At 64.5% G+C, this 20,415-nt stretch carries 24 protein-coding genes; 5 read left to right on the forward strand and 19 right to left on the reverse strand.

Annotation, left to right across the window (positions count from 1 at the left end):
* Window positions 1-34 precede the first annotated feature (34 nt).
* Entirely contained in the window at window positions 35-532 is a 498-nt protein-coding gene (locus tag R1L06_RS00670) for a YciE/YciF ferroxidase family protein (protein ID WP_180837072.1), read from the forward strand.
* Window positions 533-571: 39 nt separating this feature from the next.
* Here the strand turns inward: R1L06_RS00670 and R1L06_RS00675 are convergent, their stop codons facing one another.
* The 4 genes from R1L06_RS00675 to R1L06_RS00690 form a co-directional block, all read right to left on the reverse strand.
* On the reverse strand, window positions 572-1,306 hold the full coding sequence (locus R1L06_RS00675; protein ID WP_180837074.1) for a DNA-formamidopyrimidine glycosylase family protein: 735 nt from the start codon (window positions 1,304-1,306) through the stop codon (window positions 572-574).
* Window positions 1,299-2,060, reverse strand: a complete 762-nt coding sequence (locus tag R1L06_RS00680; RefSeq protein ID WP_317216615.1) for a DUF72 domain-containing protein — start codon at window positions 2,058-2,060, stop codon at window positions 1,299-1,301. Before R1L06_RS00680 ends, R1L06_RS00675 begins: the two co-directional genes overlap by 8 nt.
* Window positions 2,057-2,524: a BLUF domain-containing protein gene (locus R1L06_RS00685; protein ID WP_180837253.1), complete on the reverse strand. Its 468-nt coding sequence runs from the start codon at window positions 2,522-2,524 to the stop codon at window positions 2,057-2,059. The genes R1L06_RS00680 and R1L06_RS00685 overlap by 4 nt, the downstream gene beginning before the upstream one ends.
* Window positions 2,525-2,761: 237 nt before the next feature.
* Window positions 2,762-3,100: a hypothetical protein gene (locus R1L06_RS00690; RefSeq protein ID WP_253143148.1), complete on the reverse strand. Its 339-nt coding sequence runs from the start codon at window positions 3,098-3,100 to the stop codon at window positions 2,762-2,764.
* Window positions 3,101-3,305: 205 nt separating this feature from the next.
* On the opposite strand from R1L06_RS00690, the gene R1L06_RS00695 reads away from it, so the two are divergent.
* Window positions 3,306-3,698, forward strand: coding sequence for a response regulator (locus tag R1L06_RS00695; RefSeq protein ID WP_180837258.1), 393 nt, complete (start codon window positions 3,306-3,308; stop codon window positions 3,696-3,698).
* Between the two features lie 112 nt (window positions 3,699-3,810).
* Here R1L06_RS00695 and R1L06_RS00700 read toward each other — a convergent pair whose 3' ends face one another.
* The 7 genes from R1L06_RS00700 to R1L06_RS00730 form a co-directional block, all read right to left on the reverse strand.
* Window positions 3,811-4,239 (reverse strand): BLUF domain-containing protein, encoded by a 429-nt coding sequence (locus R1L06_RS00700; protein WP_049463400.1) that lies wholly within the window; start codon window positions 4,237-4,239, stop codon window positions 3,811-3,813.
* A gap of 157 nt (window positions 4,240-4,396) precedes the next feature.
* Entirely contained in the window at window positions 4,397-5,089 is a 693-nt protein-coding gene (locus R1L06_RS00705; protein WP_317216616.1) for a glycosyltransferase family 2 protein, read from the reverse strand.
* The gene (locus R1L06_RS00710) at window positions 5,086-5,673 is read right to left on the reverse strand and encodes a class I SAM-dependent DNA methyltransferase (RefSeq protein ID WP_317216617.1); all 588 of its coding nucleotides are present in this window, start codon (window positions 5,671-5,673) and stop codon (window positions 5,086-5,088) included. Before R1L06_RS00710 ends, R1L06_RS00705 begins: the two co-directional genes overlap by 4 nt.
* Window positions 5,670-6,428 carry a PIG-L deacetylase family protein gene (locus R1L06_RS00715; protein ID WP_317216618.1) on the reverse strand — a complete coding sequence of 253 codons (759 nt, stop codon included), beginning with the start codon at window positions 6,426-6,428 and terminating at the stop codon, window positions 5,670-5,672. The genes R1L06_RS00710 and R1L06_RS00715 overlap by 4 nt, the downstream gene beginning before the upstream one ends.
* Entirely contained in the window at window positions 6,416-7,357 is a 942-nt protein-coding gene (locus R1L06_RS00720) for an acyl-CoA dehydrogenase middle domain-containing protein (protein WP_317216619.1), read from the reverse strand. Before R1L06_RS00720 ends, R1L06_RS00715 begins: the two co-directional genes overlap by 13 nt.
* 102 nt (window positions 7,358-7,459) lie before the next feature.
* On the reverse strand, window positions 7,460-7,966 hold the full coding sequence (locus R1L06_RS00725; RefSeq protein ID WP_317216620.1) for a hypothetical protein: 507 nt from the start codon (window positions 7,964-7,966) through the stop codon (window positions 7,460-7,462).
* Between the two features lie 10 nt (window positions 7,967-7,976).
* Complete coding sequence (locus R1L06_RS00730; RefSeq protein WP_317216621.1) at window positions 7,977-9,140, reverse strand: zinc-dependent alcohol dehydrogenase; 1,164 nt, start codon at window positions 9,138-9,140, stop codon at window positions 7,977-7,979.
* Between the two features lie 148 nt (window positions 9,141-9,288).
* Between R1L06_RS00730 and R1L06_RS00735 the strand changes: the two genes are divergently transcribed.
* The 3 genes from R1L06_RS00735 to R1L06_RS00745 all read left to right on the forward strand — a co-directional run bounded on the left by R1L06_RS00735 (window position 9,289) and on the right by R1L06_RS00745 (window position 10,771).
* Window positions 9,289-9,477: a hypothetical protein gene (locus R1L06_RS00735; RefSeq protein WP_080355380.1), complete on the forward strand. Its 189-nt coding sequence runs from the start codon at window positions 9,289-9,291 to the stop codon at window positions 9,475-9,477.
* A gap of 100 nt (window positions 9,478-9,577) precedes the next feature.
* Window positions 9,578-10,216, forward strand: coding sequence for a DUF6766 family protein (locus R1L06_RS00740; protein ID WP_197615163.1), 639 nt, complete (start codon window positions 9,578-9,580; stop codon window positions 10,214-10,216).
* 3 nt (window positions 10,217-10,219) lie between these two features.
* The gene (locus R1L06_RS00745; RefSeq protein ID WP_317216622.1) at window positions 10,220-10,771 is read left to right on the forward strand and encodes a cysteine hydrolase family protein; all 552 of its coding nucleotides are present in this window, start codon (window positions 10,220-10,222) and stop codon (window positions 10,769-10,771) included.
* A gap of 24 nt (window positions 10,772-10,795) precedes the next feature.
* Here R1L06_RS00745 and R1L06_RS00750 read toward each other — a convergent pair whose 3' ends face one another.
* From R1L06_RS00750 to R1L06_RS00785, 8 genes are all read right to left on the reverse strand, one after another.
* Window positions 10,796-11,029: a metallothionein gene (locus tag R1L06_RS00750; RefSeq protein WP_049422290.1), complete on the reverse strand. Its 234-nt coding sequence runs from the start codon at window positions 11,027-11,029 to the stop codon at window positions 10,796-10,798.
* 124 nt (window positions 11,030-11,153) lie between these two features.
* On the reverse strand, window positions 11,154-13,037 hold the full coding sequence (locus R1L06_RS00755) for a PepSY-associated TM helix domain-containing protein (RefSeq protein WP_317216623.1): 1,884 nt from the start codon (window positions 13,035-13,037) through the stop codon (window positions 11,154-11,156).
* Between the two features lie 46 nt (window positions 13,038-13,083).
* Entirely contained in the window at window positions 13,084-15,540 is a 2,457-nt protein-coding gene (locus R1L06_RS00760) for a TonB-dependent siderophore receptor (RefSeq protein WP_317216624.1), read from the reverse strand.
* Window positions 15,541-15,648: 108 nt separating this feature from the next.
* Window positions 15,649-16,692: a FecR family protein gene (locus tag R1L06_RS00765; RefSeq protein ID WP_317216625.1), complete on the reverse strand. Its 1,044-nt coding sequence runs from the start codon at window positions 16,690-16,692 to the stop codon at window positions 15,649-15,651.
* The gene (locus R1L06_RS00770) at window positions 16,689-17,483 is read right to left on the reverse strand and encodes an RNA polymerase sigma factor (protein WP_317216626.1); all 795 of its coding nucleotides are present in this window, start codon (window positions 17,481-17,483) and stop codon (window positions 16,689-16,691) included. Before R1L06_RS00770 ends, R1L06_RS00765 begins: the two co-directional genes overlap by 4 nt.
* A 12-nt stretch (window positions 17,484-17,495) precedes the next feature.
* Window positions 17,496-18,176, reverse strand: coding sequence for a DUF3313 family protein (locus R1L06_RS00775; RefSeq protein WP_180837104.1), 681 nt, complete (start codon window positions 18,174-18,176; stop codon window positions 17,496-17,498).
* Window positions 18,177-18,441: 265 nt separating this feature from the next.
* Window positions 18,442-18,852 (reverse strand): hypothetical protein, encoded by a 411-nt coding sequence (locus tag R1L06_RS00780; protein ID WP_012511082.1) that lies wholly within the window; start codon window positions 18,850-18,852, stop codon window positions 18,442-18,444.
* Between the two features lie 175 nt (window positions 18,853-19,027).
* Window positions 19,028-20,146, reverse strand: a complete 1,119-nt coding sequence (locus R1L06_RS00785; RefSeq protein ID WP_263010003.1) for an AraC family transcriptional regulator — start codon at window positions 20,144-20,146, stop codon at window positions 19,028-19,030.
* Window positions 20,147-20,415 lie beyond the last annotated feature (269 nt).

Raw genomic sequence — 20,415 nt, forward strand, 5'->3', positions numbered from 1 at the left:
TACGCTGAGCGCTCCACTCAACGCGGAGCCCACTATGGCTATCAAGACGGCGGAAGACCTGTTCATCCACGAACTCTCGGACATCTACAGCGCCGAGAAGCAGCTGACCAAGGCCCTCCCGCGCCTGGCCCGTGCGGCCGAGAATCCGGATCTGGCGGCGGCGTTCGAAACGCATCTGGAAGAAACCCAGGGCCAGATCGAGCGCATCGACCAGGTAGTGGAGGTGCTTGGGATCCGCCTGAAGCGCATCAAGTGCGCGGCAATGGAAGGTCTGGTAGAGGAAGGTAAGGAAGTGATCGACAGCATCGACAAGGGCCCTGTGCGCGATGCCGCCCTGATCGGTGGCGCACAGAAGGTCGAGCATTACGAAATTGCGTCCTACGGCACCATCGCCGCGCTGGCCAAACAGCTGGGCTACAAGGATGCCCTTCCCTTGCTGCTGGAGACGCTGGAGGAAGAGAAGGCGACCGATGAAAAGCTGACCCTGCTGGCCAAGGGCGGCGGCAATGCCAAGGCCGCGCAGGCTACCTGAGCCGCGTCGAATGCAGCCCGGCCGCCATGGAAGGCGGCCTCAGGGTTCGTACAGCACCTGGTCGTTCGGGCAGAAGAATGTGCGCCGCCGGGTGGTACCCATGTACAGCTTGCTGATCGGGCCACCGCAGACCGGGCAGATCCTGCGCGTGTGTACCTGCCAGTGCTTCTTCAGCTCGAAGCGGCGCTTCCACTCCAGGAAATCGAAGCTGTAGGTGCGTGCCTGCGTGATCAAGGCGGTGAGCTTGCGCGGCGGCAGGTTACCCAGGCGAGTGGTCGGGTGCACGCCTATACGGAACAGCACCTCGTTCTTGATGATGTTACCGACGCCGGCGAAGATTGTCTGGTCCAGAAGCGCGTCACAGACCAGGACGCCTGGCATTGCCTTCAGCTTGCGCCGGGCCAGCTTCGGATCCCAGGCATCGTTCATCACATCCGCGCGCCAGTCGTAGACGTCGTCCAATGGCTCGCCAATGAGCTTTACGGAACAGGCATAGAAGTTCAGCTCGCCATTGTCGAACGCCAGGGACACTCGCGCCGGGGTTGGCTTCCGTTCGTCGATGCGCCAGCTGCCGAACATCATCAGATGGATGCGCAGGGTCTGATGGCTGAATTCCAACAGAAAGTGCTTGCCCCAGCTGCGAACCGCTTTCACCCTGCGCCTTTGAAGTGGCGACAGATCGATCCGGCTGTTCCCTGAAACGGTGTGGACGACGTGCCCTTTGAAATGCCTCGCAGCCTCGCACAGCAGGACGATGGATGGTCCCTCAGGCATGCTCTCCCTCCTGCAGCAGGGCCTGCAGGCGCAGGGCGTTGCTGGTGGCGTGGCCCAGCGCGGTATTGTCCAGTACGAACCAGACTGATCGTTGCGTATCCGATTCGAGCTCTAGCTCCCGCGCCAGGCCCGCCAAGGTCTGTTCGCTGTAGGCGCTTCGATAGATCTGCGGCTGGCCGTGCCAGCGCCAATAGCTCCACGTGCGGTCCCCGCCGGGAATCGCAGCTGAGGGTGCCCGTGCCGGGTCCGCTGCAACCCGGGCAACACCATGGTCGCTCAGCAGGGCGTCCGCTTCCATAGTGAACCAACTGGGATGGCGCGGCTCGCAGGCCACATCGACCTGGGTACGTGCGCGCAGACCATGCAGAAATCCCTCCGCCGTCGCCGGTTCGTATGCCAGACTGGGTGGCAACTGGAGCAGCAGCGGACCCAACCTGTCACCCAGTGCCAGCACGCCATCGAGGAACCGCTGCAGCGGTGGCATTGCATCGCGAAGCCGGTGTTCATGGCTGATCGAGCGCGGCATCTTCACTGCGAAGCGGAAATAGTCCGGCACGCTCGCAGCCCACCGTGCATAGGTGCTGGGCAGGTGCGGACGGTAGAACGAGGAGTTGATCTCGACCATGGGCAGGCGGGTGGCGTAGCGCTGAAGAACGCTATTGCCCTGCCCAAAGGCTCCCTGCGCCGACCGGGACAGCGACCAGCCAGCGCAACCGATGCGTAGCGGACCGGGCGGCGACGGAGCTGTGTTCATCGCGCCACCCAGCCGACAGGTTCCAGAGCGCTGCTGGCAACGCCTTCCACATTTGACTGCGTCACCGACAGGAGGCGATCGAGCGCGCTGCTACTTGATGCCAGCGCCGATGCGCTGCGCACGAAGCCTGTCCAGTCGGAGATGGCGATCTTTCCCAGGGCCAGCTCATCCACCCGTACGCAGCACATCCGCCAGTGCGGGAACTGCCGCCGGCCCACCCTCCCCCGGTTGAGTTCGACCATGCCGCTGTGGCTGGTAGATGCCAGGATCCGCTTGTAAGCGCCGTTGACCCCAGCCTCGGGACCTTCGATGTACTGCAGGAAACGGGTGCCATCAAACAACAGCGTCCCGGTGACATCGGCGGATTCATTGAACAGCACCGCGTGCATCACAAGCTGCTGCAGCCGTTCCGCAGTCAGGCTGTTGGACGCTTCACTTACGTAGGCAATTGCGCGAAGAGGCATGACACCACCGGTTGTTGCAGACAGCTCTACCTTAGCGACGCGCCTCGTACGCGCAGTGATACCGGTGTGGAGGTTGCGTTGAGTTGTGGCGTGGCCGCTGCGCATCGCGTCTACATGCAACGTGCGCTTCGGATGTGCGCACGCGTGCCAGCGCATGGCGGGCTTCAGCCGCGAGGGCGGCCGGCATGGGCTGACGGTGGCAATCAAGGCGGAATGCCGTATCGGCCCAGGTCGCACTCAGACGGTCATCGAGCTGGAGAGTGCCGCGCCCGGGAAACCCTTGAGCCTGGCCGGGTCCCGGCCCGGTTCCGCCGAAATCAGCGCCTGCATCACGTGATGCTGGACGCGATGCCCACTCTCCTCCATGCCCACGAAATACACAAAACGGCCATCAAACTTGGCCTGCGCCCCCTCCAGGGCGGTGTCGGCCTGAAGGGCTCGCTTCAGCGACTTCATCCACGCCCGCTCAGGTGTGCGATCAAGCTCCATAACAACGGCGGTGCCACCGCAGTCCAGGGACGTGCTCTCGACACGCAGCACGCGGGGCGAAGCAGGATCGGTTACAGGTCGATGCATGGTGAGAGCTCCAGTGTCGAAGATGGCGGCAGTAATCCACGGCCGCTGCCAAAATGCCGTCAACAAACATCGGGCTCTTTCCACGCCACTTCGACAGTATTGGCAACACCTGCCCCAGCTTCGCACCGGGCTGACATTCCACACGCGCAGCGTTGATGCAGCACAGCACACACTGCAGTTCCCGAGGCAATACAGGCATGCGCGCATGCAACCCGATATGAGCCGGCGCAGGTGCAACCTGCTGCTGGTGGAGGATCAGTTCGATCTGGCCGCACTGATGGAGCAGGCGCTCGAAGACGGGGGGGGCCAGGTAACCCATGCGTATAGCGTGTTTGATGCGATGGGGCTGTTGGAGAAGCAGACGTTCGATGGCGCCGTGCTGGATGTGGAGCTTCGTGACGGCGTGGTCTTTCCGGTTGCCGATCGCTTGGCCGAGCTTGGCATCCCGTTCCTGTTTGTGTCTGCGGTCTATGACCAACTGGTGCCGCAGCGCCACCGAAGCGCGGCCTTCGTGGCCAAACCTTTCCACATCGCCCAGTTGCAGCAGGCCGTCCAACGCGTGATGGGCGATGCCTGCACGCCCTTGACCACGCACTGATCCTGCGTCGCAGTCAACTCAGTGGGGTGTCAGCAAGGGAAAACCCGTTTCACTTGTCCTGCGCCGCCCTGCGAAATTCGGGAGGGTCGGCCTACAGCAACGCGTCGACCAGTCAGGCCGCTTTAGCATAGGGTTCGACGATCGAGAGGAGCTTTTCCATCGCGGTAGCTCCCGCCTGGTTCGTCGCCGCCCGCTGGATGAAACTGGTCCAGTCAGCAAGGGCGATCATCCGCAGCTCATCCGCACTGACTGGCAGGCAGCGCATTGGCCAGAACGGCAACCGCCGTTGCCCGACACGCCCGCGAGCAAGCTCCATCAGGTCGGTGTGACTGCCGGCGCCACTGACGCGGGAGAAGGCCACATCCAGCCCATCGGCGGGGCCCTCCATGTATTGCAGGAAGTGCCGGCCGTCGAATAGAAGGACGCCGGTCACACCCGCTGATCGGTTGAAGCGGGCCGCATCTTCCATCAGTGCTTCCAAGCGCGCGGACGTGAATCCAGCGACGGCTTCGCTGACATAGACAATCGCTCTGTTCGGCATGGTGGCGCTCCTGCTCTCCCGGTCGCTCAATCTAAGGCCCGTGTCGTTGAGAGACCGTAAACGCCAAACGTGAATTGGTCACATATTGCCCGGCGAACCGGGGTTTTTAACAGCATTTCCGTTGCATTCCGCCATGGCGCGCCGAAATGCCTGATTTTCAAGTCAACAGGATTGGCTGGCCCGCCGCCGAAGCGGCGCCCGCCGCTCCCATCTCCGCCAGATAGGCTGAAAATCCCCCTGTCGCGCGTCCTGCCAGGCGGGCACTGGTCATGACGAGCGGCGCACCCGCCCACCGCACATCAGCGCCGAGGCGCTGCAATGTCCTCACCAGCTGGACGTCCTCCCCGCAGTGCAGCGGCGAAAAGCCGCCTGCCGCACGATAGGCCTGGGCGGAAACACCCAGGTTCGCACCGTGGATACGCCCATGATCGTCCCCCCATTGCTGCCGCCTCCGGAACGCCTTGCGCAGGCGCTCCTCGGCGCTGCAGCTCGTTGCGATGTCCACCAGCCCGCAGAAGACGTCCGGGCGTGCCTCAAGCTGTGCGACCAGCCACTCAGGAGGTACCTCGCTGTCCGCGTCCGTGCTCGCCAGCCATCTTGCACCCCGACCCAGCAGCTCGGCGGCGGCGGCGGCCCGGGCGATGCCCACGCAGCGTGCATCCAACCGCAGCGTATCAACCCGTTGCTGGGCGCAGATGGATTCCGTGGCGTCCGAACAATCGTCCAGCGCAACAATCACCTCCACCGCTTCGCCACCCAGCCCGGGATTCAGGGCCGCCCTCCTGATCGACTGCAGGCACCGCTCCATGTTGGCGGCCTCGTTGTGGGCCGGAACCAGCACGCCTATCACCGCAGGCCCTCCAGACGGGCCAACGACAGCGCGCCGCGCGTCCACCCCTGCAGTACGAAGTCCGCGTCGCGATAGTGGAAGGCCTCCTGCAGGCCTTCACCCAGGCATCGATGCACGACCTCGGTGCGGCTCGCGCGCCCCGGGAACGAGGGCAGCCAATGGCAGGCCACCAGCAGTCCATCATCACGAAGCGCTTCCCCGATACCGGTGCGCAGCTCGCGCAGCGCGCCGGCTCCCAGGTAGTAGCCCATTTCGCCGCAGACGATCAGATCGAAGCGGCCCGGCGGCCATTGCTCGGGATGGCTGGCGCAATGGACCTGCACGTGCGGCAGGTGGGCCAGGTTGCGGCGCGCCTGGAACGCAGCACGCGGGCTGATGTCGGTTGCCAGAAGGCGCTCGCAGCGGGTGGACAGTGCCTCGGTCAGTACGCCATTGGAACAACCCAGCTCCCACCCGCGAGTGAAATGACGCTGGCTCAGGCTTGCCAGCAGCAGTGCACGCTTGCGTTCTTCATACCATCGGCTTCGGTAGCCGAACGGGTCCTCCTGCTCATGCAGGTCATCGAAGTACGGTTGCGCGCTCATGCCAGGAATACCTCGTAGTTTCGGAAGAATCGGGTCAGTACATGCGCGGGCAGCACCGGAGGGCTGTTCAAGCCCGGCACGTCGCCCGTCTGCGTCCGGAAATGCGCGATCGCGTTTCGTTTCGCGGCCGCCACCGCTGAAATGTCGACCAGTCTGGGCACCTCCCACGCCATATGTGCACAGGCCGGATCCAGCCAGTGCCATCCCCAGACCGGGTACTCCAGGCGGTGGCACCCCACCGCCCGGGCGGCGCGGCAGGCAGCACGGCCTGCCGCTTCATGGTCGGGGTGGCCATCAAACCGCCATGGCGCCAGTACCAGGTCGCGGGGCTGCAGATGCTGTTGCAGCCAGCCTTCCAGGCCCTGTTCGTGCGTGCTGACCGCGCCGTCGGCGATACCCAGGTGAAATATGGAACCGGCCGGGATGCCGAGTTCGCCCAATGCCGCGGCAAGCTCCGCCCGCCGTGCCGACCGCAAGCGCGCTGGCGTCCACCACGGCTCGCCCGGATAGCATGCTTCGCCGTCCGTCACGGCAACGACGCTCACCTCCATGCCCTGCCCCACTGCGTGATGGAGCAGTCCGCCACAGCCGAGGATTTCGTCGTCCGGGTGCGGCGCGACCACCACCAGGCGGTCATGCCCGGTGCACAGCCCGCTTGCCGGTGTGATCGGCTGCTGCCAGAGCCAATGGCAGCGCAGCCATGCCTGCTCCTGGGTTCCTTCGCCTTGCAGCGGTGCATTGGCTACAGCGCCCATGTCGCCTCCTGGGCCGCCCGCTGCCCACCCAACCATTCCCAATCGCGGTCGGCGTGGTTCTGGCGAAGGAACACGGTCAGGTCAGCGCAGCGGTGGGCATGGGCATCTTCCAGGCACATGGGGGCCGGGCCCAGGGCCCGACCCGCCAGATCCAGCACGCGCGTAGCCGCCCGCTCGATCACGCAACGAATCCGCACCACGTCCTCGCGATGCGCCGATTCGGGCTCGGCATCGATGCGTGCTGCCAGCTCGCGGAGCAGCGCCGCGGCCGGCGCCAACGCGAGGTCCACTTTACCCAGTAGACGTGCACGATTTCCCTCGGTGCAGGCTGATCGCATGCGTTCGGCCAACGCGACCGCTGCGCCAAACCATACCGCCGCCATACCCGCGCCTCCATGCCAGAAGCCCGGTCGTTGCAGATAGTCATCGCGAGCCCCCAATATCACCATTGGCGCGGCATCAAAGCGCACGGTGGTGGACGGAATCCCGGCCATGCCGACGGCGGGCCATGGCTCACCCGACAGCGTACCCCAGTGCTCCGCTTCGACTTGGCACAGCCACACCCCCTGAGCACTGCGAACCGTGACCAATGCGGCATCCACCCAGTCGCTGCCCGAGCACCAAGGCTTGTCCCCGCGCAGCCTGCCCTCGGCGTCGATGCGGAGTGTGCTCGCCGGGCCCTCTGCCGCCCACACCGCCAGCAATCTGCCTTCAGCAGCCGACGGTGCCTTCAACTCGGCCATGATCGCCTGCGCGTCGTAGTGCGCCTCCAGCACCTTGGCCAGGCAGAGATCATCGCCCCCCAACGCCGCGAGCGCCCTCCAACGATCCAGTGTCTGCCCGCATCCCGGTAATGGCAGTTCAGGCTGCTGGACGAGTAGCTGGCGGGCGCGGTTGATCAATGATGATGGCGGCGTCACATCCTGCATGAGGGCTTCTGCAATGAAGATATGTCATGAACGTAGGCGGCAGGCGGTCACATCACTGTCTTGGAGGTGTGGCGGGCACATGAATGCCCTGCGCAGTGATCCTCACGCACCTGTCCCACGCCGTTGCTGCCTCACGCGCAGGCACTGCTGCAATTCCCACAGCCATGGCAGCACCACCAGCACCAGCGCAGGCAGCAGAACGAGCCACCAAACCTCCAGCGCTGCAGGTTCTACGCTCAGCGACCACTCCGGCTCCGCGTGCCAGCCCACCCAGCCCAGCAGGGCCCACGGCGCGGCATCGAGCACGCTATGCACATGCTGCTCTACCGGGCTGATGCGCCGGCGGCCGTCCGCGCTGACGGTATCGAAGTAGCCGGCGATCGCGTGCGCGAAGACCAGAAGTGCCAGAAGCGCGACGAGTGACCGAGTGTTCTCCAGCAGGAGCCACGCCAGCACGCCGCTGCCAATCAGCAGTAGCTGCAGTCCGTGCAATACGCTCTCCCGCAACGCGGAGGTGTGCGGCAGGTCGGTACGCCGGTGAAAGTGGAAGTCGAGCGAACCGGCCGCCAACCAGAGTGCATAGACGCACGTCATGATGATCGCGCTCATGTCGGCACGATCAAGGTGTCAATACGATCTTGCGGCAGTCGTCGTCCTTGGCGTCAAACATCGCGTAGCCCTGCGCCGCATCGGCCAGTCGCATCCTGTGCGAGATGATGTCGCCTGGGTCCAGCTTTCCTTCCATGATTGCGTCGAGCAGTTCCGGCATCAGTCCCTGCACATGGGTCTGCCCCATCTTGAACGTCAGCCCCTTGTCGAACGCGTCACCCAGCAGGAAACCATGGATGAAGCCGGCGTAGACACCTGGAATGCTGACCACCCCGCCGCGGCGTGCTGCCGCGATGCACTGCCGGATCGCCACGCCGCTGCTGCCTTCCAGTTTGACGGCGGTCAATGCTGACTCCAGCGCACTGCCCTCGGCCTCGAAGCCTACCGCCTCAATGCAAGCGTCCACGCCCCGCCCGCTGGTCTGGGTAAGGATGTAGTCCGCCGGGTCTTCGGTCGCCTTGAAGTCAATGGGCGTAACACCGTAAGCACGGCGCGCGTAGTCCAGGCGGTAACGAAGATGGTCGACCATGAAGATGGTCTCCGCCCCCAGCAGCCGGCAGCAGGCCGCGCTCATCAGCCCTACCGGGCCCGCACCGAAGATGGCCACCGTTGAGCTCGGCTTCACCCCTGCGTTCAGCGCGGCCTGGTAGCCGGTGGGGAGGATGTCAGACAGGAACAGGACCTGCTCGTCGGCTACGCCTTCCGGAATACGTAGCGGGCCCACATTCGCCTTGGGCACGCGCACGAACTCCGCTTGGCCACCGGCAACCCCGCCATACAAATGGCTGTATCCGAACAGCGCGGCCGGCGGCAGAAGGCCCTTCTGATTCAGCGCGGCGCCCTTGCCGGTATTGGTGGTTTCGCAGGCGGCATACTCGGCCAGCCGACAGTGGAAGCACTCACCACAGGCGATCACGAAGGGAATCACCACCCGATCCCCCGGGTTGACCTGGGTGACGCCGCTGCCGACCTCTTCCACGACGCCCATGAATTCGTGGCCCAGCACATCGCCGTCGTGCAGATCGGGAATCTTGCCCCTATACAGATGCAGGTCCGAGCCGCAGATGGCGGTAGCGGTAACACGCAGGATCAGATCGTCGTCAGCCGCCAGTACCGGGTCCGGCACGGTCTCGACACGTACATCCTTGCGGCCGTGGTAGGTCAATGCCTGCATCGCGCTTCTCCAGCAAGAGGGGGTTCCAGCATCGCAACACCCCCCTCCCCCTGCGGTGACATCCCGGTGTGCATGGTGTTCATTTCGCGACGTCACCGCGTTAACCGGATTGATTGCACGCTTCAACCTCCTGCTGCAGGAGCAACCCATGACCGACAAACTCCCCTTCAATCCGACCACGGACGTGGATGATCAGTCGAAGGCACATACGCCGGACAAGCGGCGCAATGATCGAGCCAGATGGAAGGAGCACGACATGCCCGACGATGGCGATGGGCCCAAGGCTGTACCCGAGGACTACGAGCGTCCTGATCCCGATCCAACAGGGAAACGTTGAGACCACATCACATTCTGGATGCGCAGCAATCACAAGTCATGGCGCTGCGACCGCGCAAGCTTCATGCATGGTCTCTGGAACAGCCTGAACGAGGTGTTGCATGTGGAAGCGCAACGGTCTCTCGCTGGTGCTGCTTGTGCTCACCGTCGTATTCATTGGTGGGCAGGCAATTGCGGGACATCACGTGCACAACCAGGAGCTGGTGCAGCACGGACGCACGCCGATCGATCTCTGGCACTACCTGGCAACCGGGCATTTCGTCAGCGCCACATTTGAGAACTGGGAGAGCGAATTCCTGCAGATGGGGATGTACGTGCTTCTGACGGTCAGCCTGCGCCAGCGCGGTTCGGCCGAATCGCGGCCCTTGGACCCTGCGCAGGAACAGAATCGCATCGAGCCGGGGCCGACGCCTTGGCCCTTCAGGCGTGGTGGCGCATGGAAAGTCATCTACGGGCACTCGCTTGCGATCGCCTTCGGCCTGTTGTTCCTGACCAGCTTTACGCTGCACGCATTGGGAAGCTGGCGAGCCGAACAAGCCGAGCAGCAGCTGCAGGGCCTGCCAGTGCCGGGCTTTCTCGAGCACCTGGCCAGCAGCACGTTCTGGTTCGAATCCATGCAGAACTGGCAAAGTGAGTTTCTGGCCGTGCTGTCTCTGGTTGTGCTGACCATCTTCCTGCGCCAGAAGGATTCGCCACAGTCCAAGCCGGTCGAAGCGCCCCATGCCCAGACAGGAGATTGAGGCATGGCACGCCGCCCTTCTACCGCCCTGCTGATCATCGACATGTTCAGTCGTTTCGACTTCCCAGGTGCAGACGCGCTGGCGCCAGCCGCAGAGAACGCGGCCCGGCAGATCCGCCGCCTGAGAGACCACTTCGATGACCAGGGGTGGCCAGTCATCTATGCCAATGACAACTTCTCAGATTGGAAGCGGGACTTCCGCCAGCAAGTGGAGCAGTGCCAGCGGGACGGGGGGACGGCTGCCCGAATTGCCACAACCCTCTCCCCCCTGCCCGGCCACTATTTCGTGCTCAAGCCCAAGCACTCGGCGTTCCTCGCGAGTCCCTTGCCGATTCTGCTGGCCAAGCTGGGAGTACGCCGTCTTTGGCTCACCGGCATGACGGCCGACTCGTGTGTCCTTGCCACGGCGCTGGACGCCAACGCCAGGGAGTTCGAGGTCGTGGTGGCACTGGAAGCTGTGGCGGCGATGCCCTCGCAGAAACGGCGTGCACTGGCAGTGCTGGCGGACTCGGGCGCAGCCCGGGTCGCTCGACTTTCGTCGCTGGTCTCTGCGTAATCGGCAGGATCAAATCGAGGCAGCTCAGGCCCGGTCCGCTACACCCTGTACACCGGCATGACCGGCGCAATGTGCACAGCAGAAGATCTGGCCCTTTCCTTCAACGCCATGCCCGATCACCGCGCAGTCGCAATGTGCACAGCGCGGCGCGAATGCATGAATCGCGCACTCGAACGAATCGAAGGTTCCGCTGCGTCCGCCCTGCTGCAGGGTGAAACTCTTGTCGTAGTTGTTGCCGCATACATCACAGGTGGCCATGTGGCACCTCTTCGTGCGTAAGGAAGGTGCAGTGTGTTGAGCGCGGGTGTCGGTGACCGTGAACGCATCGTATGGTATGCGTGCAGAATGCGGGTTGGACCACAGCGATTGCTTTCCCCTGCCCTCACCCTCGCTGCAGCATCGTCACCAGCAACCCCATCAGGGCACTCCCTGCCGCCAGACTCAGCCACACCTTCCCAACACTACGGGCGCAGAAGACGCCCACAGCAATGGCAATGAACAGCACGAACCCCAGCAGTGAACTGGCCAGGACCGAAACGGCTGTCCTTACCCCCACCAGCACGGGCAACAACAACGCCAGTGCCGTGGCAGTAACGGCGGTGAACACGTAGCCGCCCAGTGAGGCGGCCAGCACTCGGCTCGCCACCTGCCAGCGATAGGCCGGTTCCCGCCCGGCCGGAGGCTTGGCAGGGCGCGCCGCCTCCTGCGCCCGGGGCCAACGGCGCTGCAGCATCAGGGCCATCCTTGCCAGCATCAACCCGAATGCCAGTGCGACCAGCTCCACGCCGGCCTGCTGCCACGCGCCCCGCTGCAGATACATCAGCAGCCCCTGCCCGGTGGTTGCCATGTTCACCAGCGGCAGCGCCAGGCACAGTGCTGCAGCCAGCCACAACTGCTCGATCCAGGCCAGGCGCGGTGGGCGCCACAGCGCGTGCAGCACCGAGGCAGCGCAGGCAGCAAGAAAAATGCGTATTTCCCATGCGCTGCGATCGCTCATTCCCAATGGCAGCAACCGATTGCCATGCAGGTAGACGATGCTTGCCAGCGCCACCCCGGCCAGCGATGCCACGTTGAAGGCTTCCACGCAGCGGTAGATGCCCGCCGTGGCCGCGCCGAACTCATGCTCGCTGCGCTTGCGCCGCTTGATGGAGAACAGCAGCGTGCCGATGGCGATCATCGCCGTGCCCAGCAGGCCGCTGATGAAGTACAGCCACTTCATCGGCCAGCCGCCGAAATCGGCCTTGTGCAGTGCTTCGATGGTTTCGTGCACCTGTACGGCGCCAATGACATGCGGATGTGCACCATGCTGTTGCAGCAGCGCGCCGCTGGCAGCATCGAACGTCACCCGGCTGGCCTCGGTCAGCAGATGCCTGTCTGCGCGCCCCACGGGCTTGCGACCGATCACCTCCACCACGCTGTGCACGGTGCCGGGCGCCTGGATCACGATCAGTGCCGGTGGCTGCCCGCTAATGGCGTGCGCGCGTGCCAGCAGTTGCTGCAGGTCCGGCAGTTGCGCGGTGGATACCAGGATGCCGGGCGGAGCTGGTTGCATAGGCGCCAGCTCGGCTTCGTAGCGCGCATAGGCGTCATCAGCATCGCCATAGGCCGCATGCACCGGCCACGGCAGATAGCTGCTGTAGAAGAAGGTCAGCCCGGTGTAGCCGATCATGAACAGGAACGGCAGGGTCAGCACGGCACTCAGGTTGTGCGCATCCAGCCAACTGCGCTGTCCCTTGCCCGGGCGGAAGGTGAAGAAGTCCTTGAAGATGCGTTTATGCACCACCACGCCGGACACCAGCGCCAGCAGCATGCAGGCGGTGATCCAGCCGACCAGCCAGTAGCCGGCCATGCCGCCGTGCAGGGTGTAATGGAAGGACATGAAGTTGCGCCCGCCTTCGGTTTCCCGAAGACGAGGTGGAGGCTGTGGCATGCCGGTGCCGGCATCCACCCAGCCTTCGTGCCCCGTGCCGTCGCCATCCTCCCATGACAGCTCCAGCGGCCAGCCCCGCTGGACAGGCCAACGGATCTGCCATGCCCGGGCATCGGCGGCGTTGGCGGCCAGCCAGTGCTGCGCACGTACCGCCTGCATTTCCGTGTCCACCGCCGGCGAGGAGGCCGGCACGGGGCCGGCCTCCATCCATCGCGTGATCGGCTCACGGAACACGCTGAGCGTGCCGGTCAGGAAGATCGCGCACAGCAGCCAGCCACAGGTAAGGCCGCACCAGGTGTGCAGCCACGACATGCTCTGCCGGAAGCCCGCTTTCATGCCTGCCCCGTGGCGGGCAGGCCGTTGCCCCGCCGGTTGCGGAAGATCACAGCGAGCCGCGCAGCGTCAGCATCAGATTGCGGGGTTCGCCAAAGAAGTTGCCGCGGCGGATCTGGCTGATCATCGCGTAGTAGCGGGTGTCGAACAGGTTGGCCACGTTGACGCCTACGCTCCAGCGCGGATTGATCCGGTAGCCGGCGCGCAGGTCCCACACGGCACGTCCCGCTGCGCCCATGCGCCAGTCCGGGTCGTCGTAGGCCGGATAGGAGTAGCTGCTCTGTGCCGATACACCACCGCCCACAGAGAACGCGTTCCACTTGCCCGGCAGCTGGTAGGACGTCGACAGGCGCAGCAGGTGGCGGGGCGTCTCGGCGCTGATGGTCGCGCCCTCATCGTCGCGGCTGGTGACGTGGGTATAGCCCGCCATCATCTGCCAGCCCGGCGCCAGTTCGCCGCTGGCCTCCAGCTCAAAGCCCTTGCTGCGCAGCTTGCCGCCATTGCGGTAGCAATCGGACGACGCCAGCGAGCCACGGTAGCTGCCCGGGTCGGATTCGTCCACCACGGCGTTGCCGGTCTTGCGGATGGAGAACACCGCGGCGGAGACATTCAGGCGGCCATCGTTCAACTCACCCTTCACGCCCAGCTCGTAGTTGGCGCCGATGGCCGGATCCAGCACCGAGCCGGACGCGGTGACGTACGAGCTCTGCGGCTGGAAGGTATCGGCGTAGCTGGCATAGACCGACCATTGCGGACCCAGGTCGTAGACAAGGCCGGCGTACGGGGTGAATTCGTGCTTCTGTTCGTAGTCGCGGCTCTTGGCGCCGGTGAAGCCATCGCTGGACTGGTACTTCACCCAGCTCAGCCGGCCACCCAGCGTGAGGTGCAGCGGTTCTGCCAGCTGCAGACGCAGGTTGCTGTACACGCCGCTCTGCTGGGCGCGGGCGTTTTCTGACCAGTCCCACGCGGGCTGCAGCGGCTGCGCGATGGCGCTGTGGTCGGGTGCGTAGACATTGATCGGCACGTCGATGGCCAGGTCCGCCGAGCTCTGGCGGGTACGCTGGCGCGACCACATCGCGCCCAGCAGCAGCTGATGGCTGCGGCCGAAGGCGTCGAAACTGCCGGTGGTGTGCAGGTCGATGCCATCACTACGCACGCGCGAGCGGTTGAAATAGATGTCATAGAAGCGCGAACCGATGCCGGTGGCGCGGTCCACCCCGCCCAGCGGAACCGCGACACGCTGGTCCAGGTCCGACTCGGTGCGGTTCACCGACAGGCGTGCCTTCCAGCGTTCGTTGAAGCGGTGCTCCGCCTCTGCAAAGGCTTCGTCGACGGAGCCCTCCTGCCGGTTCCAGTCCTGGATGAGCGAGGTGGAACGCTTGATGTCCAGCGCACCGCCATCGGTGTAGCGCGGCAGGCCGAACAGCCAGTAGCCGTCGGTGTCACTGGCCTGATGGCGCAGGCCGAAGGTCAGCGTGGTATCCGTGCCCAGATCGGCATCGATCACCCCATAGGCCACCGGCGTCTTCGATGAGGTGCCCCGCTGGAAGTAATCGCGGTCCTGGTAGGCGGCGACCAGTCGGCCGCGCACGCTGCCGGCGGCATTGAGCGGGCCACCGCCATCGACTTCGACACGGTAGTTGTCCCACGAGCCCACGGTTGCGGCCAGATCCAGATGAGCCTGGTCGCGCGGGCGCTTGCGCACCATGTTGATTGCTCCGCTGGGGTCGGCCGCGCCGAGCATCATGCCACCGGCACCGCGCAGCACTTCAACCCGTTCCAGCACGGCGGTGTCGATCGGCAGCCAGCCCACCGGGGCATAGACGATGCCGGCCACGCCGTCGACCAGATAGTTGCTGTCGTCCACGGTAAAGCTGCGGATCGAGAACTTGTGGTTGCCGAAGTTGCGGGCGGTCTTGGTCACGCCGGTGGTCTGTGCCAGCGCTTCGTCCAGCGTGGTGAGGTTGCGGTCGTCCAGCTGCTGGCGGGTGATCACGCTGACCGACTGCGGGGTCTGGCGGATGCTCTGCCCCAGCTTGCCCAGGCTCAGCTCACGTGCCGTGTAAGCGCCATCGCTTGGGGCATTGGCGGTGACGTTCACCGTCTGCAGGGTGGTCTGGGCCTCCTTGCTGCGCGCAGGTGTTGCTGCTTCCTGGGCCAGGGTGAACACGCCCGGACGGGTGGCATTGACACGCACGCCACTCCCCTCCAGCAGGCGCGCCAGTGCCTCCTGCGGCGTGTAGCTGCCGGTCAAGGCCGGGGCGCGACGGCCCGCCACCGCCGATTCGCTGAACAGCACCTGCTGCCGGGACTGCTCGGAAAAGCGGCGCAGTGCGGCATCCAGCGGTTGCGCCGGAATATCGAACTGCACGCGCGCAGCCGGCTGCGCCTGTGCAATGGTCGGCGCTGCCAGCGCGCTGGAAATGCACAGTGCCAGCAACGGCAGCCGCTTGGCGTGTACCCCCGTAGAGAACGCGCCAGCAACAAGTGCGCGCTTGATCTTCATGTACCCCATTACCGCTCCATCATGCTTGGCCGCTACTGGCCTCACTGGGGTAAACGGAAAATGGCGGTGGGGTGGGAACCCGCGCCGGAAGAAATTTTCGTTCCGGCGTCAGCGGGTGACAGGCCGTTCGTCGATGCGATAGCCGCCCTGGGCAGTGCGGGTCACCTGCACGGGCAACAGATCCGGCAGCGCTTCCAGGAAGGTGGCCGGGGCATCGGTGGCTGCGTAGCCGGAGACCGGCAGGAACTTCAGCCCTGGCTGGCCCAACGTGACGGGATGGCCCAGATACTGCCCGACCTCCTGCGCCACTTCGTCCAGCGGGGTGCGCCGGAACACCAGGCGTCCATTGCGCCAACCGCCAATGCTGTCTGCGCTTGCGGCGATGGGGCGATAAGCAGCGGTGAGCGTGGTAACGGCCAGGCCCTGTTCGGCGCGCAGGCTGACCGGCGAGGCACCTTCGGCGCGATCCGGCTGCACCCGCACGTGCCCATGCAGCACCTTGACCACGACTTCGCCCGGCCCATTGCGCACATTGAAGGCCGTGCCGACCACCGTCACCCGGCTGCGCTGGGCATCGACGGTGAAGGGTCGGTCGGCCGCCGGGGCGACCTCGAAGAACGCCTCGCCCTGGCTGAGCACTACTTCACGGCGGGATCGATAGAAATGCACGGCCAGCGTGCTGCGTGCATTGAGCGAAATCCGTGAGCCGTCCGGCAATTGAAGATCACGTATCTCGCCCGCACCGGTGGCCACGTCCTGTACGTAGCTGGGCGCGGTGTACCAACCGTAGCCGACGTACCCCAAGGCCAGCATTGCCGCGGCGGCAGCCGCCGCAATGCGGGGCAGGCGCCACGAGCGTGCACGCCGCGCCGCCCTGCCCCGCCGTAGAGCGGCAGGTGCAGGTACTGCTGGGGTGATCACCGCATGCGCGTCCGAGGCCAGTACGGGGCGTGGCAGCAGGCCCAGGTCGTGCCAGGTTCTGGTCACATCGGCGAACGCCTGTCGATGTGCTTCGCTCCCGGCCAGCCAGTGCTGCAGGGCCGCCTCGTCCTTCGGTTGCCAGTCCGCATCCTGCCGCCGTACCAGCCACGCGGCCGCCGCCTCATGCAGGGCAAACGGGTCGGAACCTGCGGCAGAAGGGAGATCGGTCATCGGCAGGGAAAATCAGCATCGATGGCAGGCGCCAACGCCTCGCCCGCCTTGGTCGGGCGATGCAGTTCCTGCATCTGTGCCAGAGACGCATAGCGTACCCGCACTTCGCAGTAGGCAACCGCTCGCGACAGGTGCTTGACCACCATGCGGCGGGAGATCTGCATGCGAGCGGCCACGTCCTCCTGGGTCAGCCCATCGAAGCGGCAGAGCACGAAGGCCTCGCGTTGACGTTCCGGCAGCTCGGCCAGCGCTTCTCGCAGGCGCTCCAGGCGCTGCCGCTGGGCGCTGAGCTGCAACGGGCACTGTGATTCATCGCTGGTGATGGCTTGGCCCGCATCCTCGGCATCTGCCAGTGGCAGGGTCTGGAGACGGCGACCTGCGGTGTGCTCACGATACTCATCGGCCACGGTGTTCATCACCGTTCGCCGGAAATAGGCGCCTTGCTGGTCGCACGAGGCCAGTGCAGGGTTTGCCGCCAGCCATTTGACTGCACCGTCGTGCAGGGCGTCCTCACCGTCCGCACCTCTGACACGCGCAAGGCTGCGCAGAATGGGCCCGCGCCAGCGGGCATAGGCTTTCGCAAGGAGGTTGCCGCCCATTGGCGAGGCGTCTTCCGGAATGCCTGCCTCCGTGGACGAGGCCCGATCTGCGTTGCTGCCCGTGCCCCGGCCTAGCGTGGACACATCACCCTCAGGGCAAATGCCTGCGGTCTGCACAGGTGGGGCGGGGAATTCACGTTGGGAGCCGGAGTTCTGGCCGCCATAGGCGGCGGAAGGGGTGGGATGTCGCAAGTGTAGTGAGAGTCATTTGCAATTGGAACTCCCTACCCCCTCCCTTTCCTGCAGCCGCGGTTCGGATGAGGCCTGGGAACCGGGGTGAAGCGCACGGCAGTTGCGCTCTCCGGGAAGCTGCCGTGATCGCACCATTGGCGCGATGAACTCCACCGCCTCAATCGCGAACCGGCCTGCAAGCGCCTTGGCATGACCGTCCGGGGTGTAGCTTTTCCGGATGTCCCTCATATCGGCTTCGTCGGCGAGCAGCAGCAGTGCTACCTGCCTGCCAGTGCCTGCGTCGATCGCCTCGATCTCGAGGGAAAGCTGCCCCTTGCTCACCGGCCCCATCAGGACCGATGTGGCAATGTTCAGGCCGACAGACACCTCCTTCACCGAGGTGATCCTTGCAAGCAGCAACAGCCCCGTTCCCGGTCGCCCTGCCCCACTCCGGCCCAGGCGCCTGTCGATCTGCCGCTGCAGCTGACTGCTTACGGCAGCCTTGAGGCGATCACCGACGCCCGGGCTCAGCGTTGCAGCTACCTCTGGCATCAGCAGGACGGGGGCGAGAGTCACCGTCTGGAAGTGCCCGTGCGTGCTACCCGCTGGCACGATCTCCATCCGACGTTCCCCGTGGATGCTGAGACCTGCATAGGTCCTGGCCTGGTTTGACCTGACCACATGCACCGGACTGCATGCGGCCAGCAACAGCATTCCCACTCCTGCGAGGAGCCGCGGAACCCGCCGCCACAAGCTGCCTTTCGCGACGCGTCCGGAACCGGATGTTCTGGCCAGAGTGGCAGTTCGATCGCCGCCTGATGAATGACGACGGCAGCAGGGAATTGCAGAGTGCATGACTTTCACAGGTTGAGTGGAACGGAATCAATCGAGGTCGAACATCCCCCATGTGCGGGGCTCGCCTTGGCCGGTCCGGAATGCCGGGCCCGACGATTGCAGGGTGTCGGCAGGATGTCGGCAATCACCAATGCAACATGTGCTTCGGATCGAACAGCACGCACGACACTGCCATGATGATCACGACAAGCACCGCGAATCCTGTGGCAATGGCGCCTCTGAGAAATCCAATCCGGATGAGGATGTGCTTCAACAGGGCCACCTCGCCAAGCAGCAGGACAAAGAGAAGTCCTGCTTGTGCTGCGGCAAGCAGTGCATAGACCAATGCCCAGCACCCCCATGCGATGGCCGCCACACGAATGACGGACGCCGGAACGTCCATCAGCAGCCCCACCACGATCAGCATCGTCACCGCAATGGTGATCGTGCGCATGTTCTCAGCCACGTTCTTCAACGTAGCGCCTTCCCGCGCCAATCGATCGACCTCAAGGAATCTCGCCGCGAGTTTCGATTCAAACAGCCGTATGCGCTTCATGGTTCTACCCAGGTGAAGGAGGGGTGGCTGGAGAGGACTGCACACGCACTGGTGCAATGGACTACAGACGCGCAACCACCACCGGCAGCACGGCCCGGCGGCAGCCCCGACGTCATTGGGTGGCCCGGTCTCTACCGATGGCTACCCGCCGTGCTGGAACCAGGGTGGATGCTGTCTACCTGGATTCCCGGAACTCGGTTGGCAGGCAACCCGCCCAACGCTTGAATGCGCGGCGGAATGCACGGGCGTCGGAATATCCAACCGCGTCTGCAATTTCGGCGATGCTCAACTCTGAGTTCAGCAGGAGATCGCGGGCCCGCTCATACCTCGCTTCGTCCCGAATCTCCCTATAACTGGAATCCTGGCGGCTCAGGCGGCGGCGGAGCGTTCTTTCACTGACATTGATCAGGCTCGCAAGTTCGCTCTGCTTGGTTGTTGACTCGATATCACATCGAAGGTGGCTCGACAGGGATTCAACAATCTCATTGCGGCCCCCTCGCGTTGGAAGAAGTGAATCCAACTGCTCTCGGACAATTCTTGAATTGACCCGATCGAAACCGGGCAAGCGCGCGCTCAGCCAATGTGAGTCTATGGTCAGGCGATTGACGCCAGCATCGAAGCGGACAGGGCACTGGAAGAATCGTCGATAGACTTCAGGATCAGAGGGCTTGGGGAGTGAGAAATCAACCCTGAGTGGCGCGAATGATGGTCCAATTACGTATCTGCTGACCGCAACGAATCCGGCGAACGCGTCCTCGACCAGCACCGACTCCAGTTGAATGTCGAATCGTTTGAACCGGACTTCCATCCTCACTTCCCTTCCCACCTCCTCCACCGTGTGGATCAGCATCGAGCCGATGGCTTGCTGATGGGTGAGGCCGTACGTCAGTGCATCGCCGTAGGTCTCGCAGGTGAGCATTGCCAATCCGGGTACGCCCCAGGAAATGGGCGTCTGTCTGGCTCCCAGTGCCAGGCCCAGCGCAGGTTCGCCCAGCAAACGCTCAGCCCGCATGAACAACTGGCGCATCTGGCGGTAGGACAGCCTCACGTCCCTCATTGATAGATCGCGATAAGTGAAGCCGAGCCCGCGGCATAGCTCTTCCGGAGAGAACCCCCGGTCCTCGACCAAGCCGAGGATTGCCCTCGCCCCGGTAGGCACTATCTCGGCAATCTGCGATTCGCTTGCGGCGTTTGGATCTTCAGAAGCCTGGAGACCGGCAGCATCCAGCGCGGGATCCTCGCCGGCGACAGGCCAGTCCTTGAATGCCGGCAAATTCTTGGGGATAGGGGCCATCACGTCTTCGAAAGGTAGTGCGACGCCCACATAGTCGGGCCGCCAGGGGACCTGTTTCAACGTGGCGGACACATTCTGGCCTTTTGGGTCCCCTGCCCGACCTCCAATGTCCCTTTGAGGGCACCGACAGTAACCATGCCCTCACGTCGCTGACCAGATTCAGGCTGGGACATCTCATGCGACGAGGGATCACCAGGCGCGCCATCTGTCCCAGATGACCTGTTTGAGCCCCCGCGTGTCCACAACTGTCCTGTTCGGGGTGCAGGTGT

The organism is Stenotrophomonas mexicanensis, from assembly GCF_032911605.1.
Taxonomy (GTDB): Bacteria; Pseudomonadota; Gammaproteobacteria; order Xanthomonadales; family Xanthomonadaceae; genus Stenotrophomonas; species Stenotrophomonas maltophilia_A.

Bases quoted from the DNA above. Each gene is read 5' to 3' on its own strand.
- R1L06_RS00720 (WP_317216619.1), bottom strand. From the start codon at position 7,357: ATGCAGGATGTGACGCCGCCATCATCATTGATCAACCGCGCCCGCCAG.
- R1L06_RS00695 (WP_180837258.1), top strand. From the start codon at position 3,306: ATGCAACCCGATATGAGCCGGCGCAGGTGCAACCTGCTGCTGGTGGAG.
- R1L06_RS00685 (WP_180837253.1), bottom strand. From the start codon at position 2,524: ATGCCTCTTCGCGCAATTGCCTACGTAAGTGAAGCGTCCAACAGCCTG.
- R1L06_RS00765 (WP_317216625.1), bottom strand. From the start codon at position 16,692: ATGACCGATCTCCCTTCTGCCGCAGGTTCCGACCCGTTTGCCCTGCAT.
- R1L06_RS00740 (WP_197615163.1), top strand. From the start codon at position 9,578: ATGTGGAAGCGCAACGGTCTCTCGCTGGTGCTGCTTGTGCTCACCGTC.
- R1L06_RS00775 (WP_180837104.1), bottom strand. From the start codon at position 18,176: ATGCTGTTGCTGGCCGCATGCAGTCCGGTGCATGTGGTCAGGTCAAAC.
- R1L06_RS00670 (WP_180837072.1), top strand. From the start codon at position 35: ATGGCTATCAAGACGGCGGAAGACCTGTTCATCCACGAACTCTCGGAC.
- R1L06_RS00750 (WP_049422290.1), bottom strand. From the start codon at position 11,029: ATGGCCACCTGTGATGTATGCGGCAACAACTACGACAAGAGTTTCACC.
- R1L06_RS00690 (WP_253143148.1), bottom strand. From the start codon at position 3,100: ATGCATCGACCTGTAACCGATCCTGCTTCGCCCCGCGTGCTGCGTGTC.
- R1L06_RS00735 (WP_080355380.1), top strand. From the start codon at position 9,289: ATGACCGACAAACTCCCCTTCAATCCGACCACGGACGTGGATGATCAG.
- R1L06_RS00760 (WP_317216624.1), bottom strand. From the start codon at position 15,540: ATGAAGATCAAGCGCGCACTTGTTGCTGGCGCGTTCTCTACGGGGGTA.
- R1L06_RS00715 (WP_317216618.1), bottom strand. From the start codon at position 6,428: ATGGGCGCTGTAGCCAATGCACCGCTGCAAGGCGAAGGAACCCAGGAG.
- R1L06_RS00745 (WP_317216622.1), top strand. From the start codon at position 10,220: ATGGCACGCCGCCCTTCTACCGCCCTGCTGATCATCGACATGTTCAGT.
- R1L06_RS00680 (WP_317216615.1), bottom strand. From the start codon at position 2,060: ATGAACACAGCTCCGTCGCCGCCCGGTCCGCTACGCATCGGTTGCGCT.
- R1L06_RS00700 (WP_049463400.1), bottom strand. From the start codon at position 4,239: ATGCCGAACAGAGCGATTGTCTATGTCAGCGAAGCCGTCGCTGGATTC.
- R1L06_RS00780 (WP_012511082.1), bottom strand. From the start codon at position 18,852: ATGAAGCGCATACGGCTGTTTGAATCGAAACTCGCGGCGAGATTCCTT.
- R1L06_RS00755 (WP_317216623.1), bottom strand. From the start codon at position 13,037: ATGAAAGCGGGCTTCCGGCAGAGCATGTCGTGGCTGCACACCTGGTGC.
- R1L06_RS00710 (WP_317216617.1), bottom strand. From the start codon at position 5,673: ATGAGCGCGCAACCGTACTTCGATGACCTGCATGAGCAGGAGGACCCG.
- R1L06_RS00785 (WP_263010003.1), bottom strand. From the start codon at position 20,146: ATGGCCCCTATCCCCAAGAATTTGCCGGCATTCAAGGACTGGCCTGTC.
- R1L06_RS00730 (WP_317216621.1), bottom strand. From the start codon at position 9,140: ATGCAGGCATTGACCTACCACGGCCGCAAGGATGTACGTGTCGAGACC.
- R1L06_RS00675 (WP_180837074.1), bottom strand. From the start codon at position 1,306: ATGCCTGAGGGACCATCCATCGTCCTGCTGTGCGAGGCTGCGAGGCAT.
- R1L06_RS00725 (WP_317216620.1), bottom strand. From the start codon at position 7,966: ATGAGCGCGATCATCATGACGTGCGTCTATGCACTCTGGTTGGCGGCC.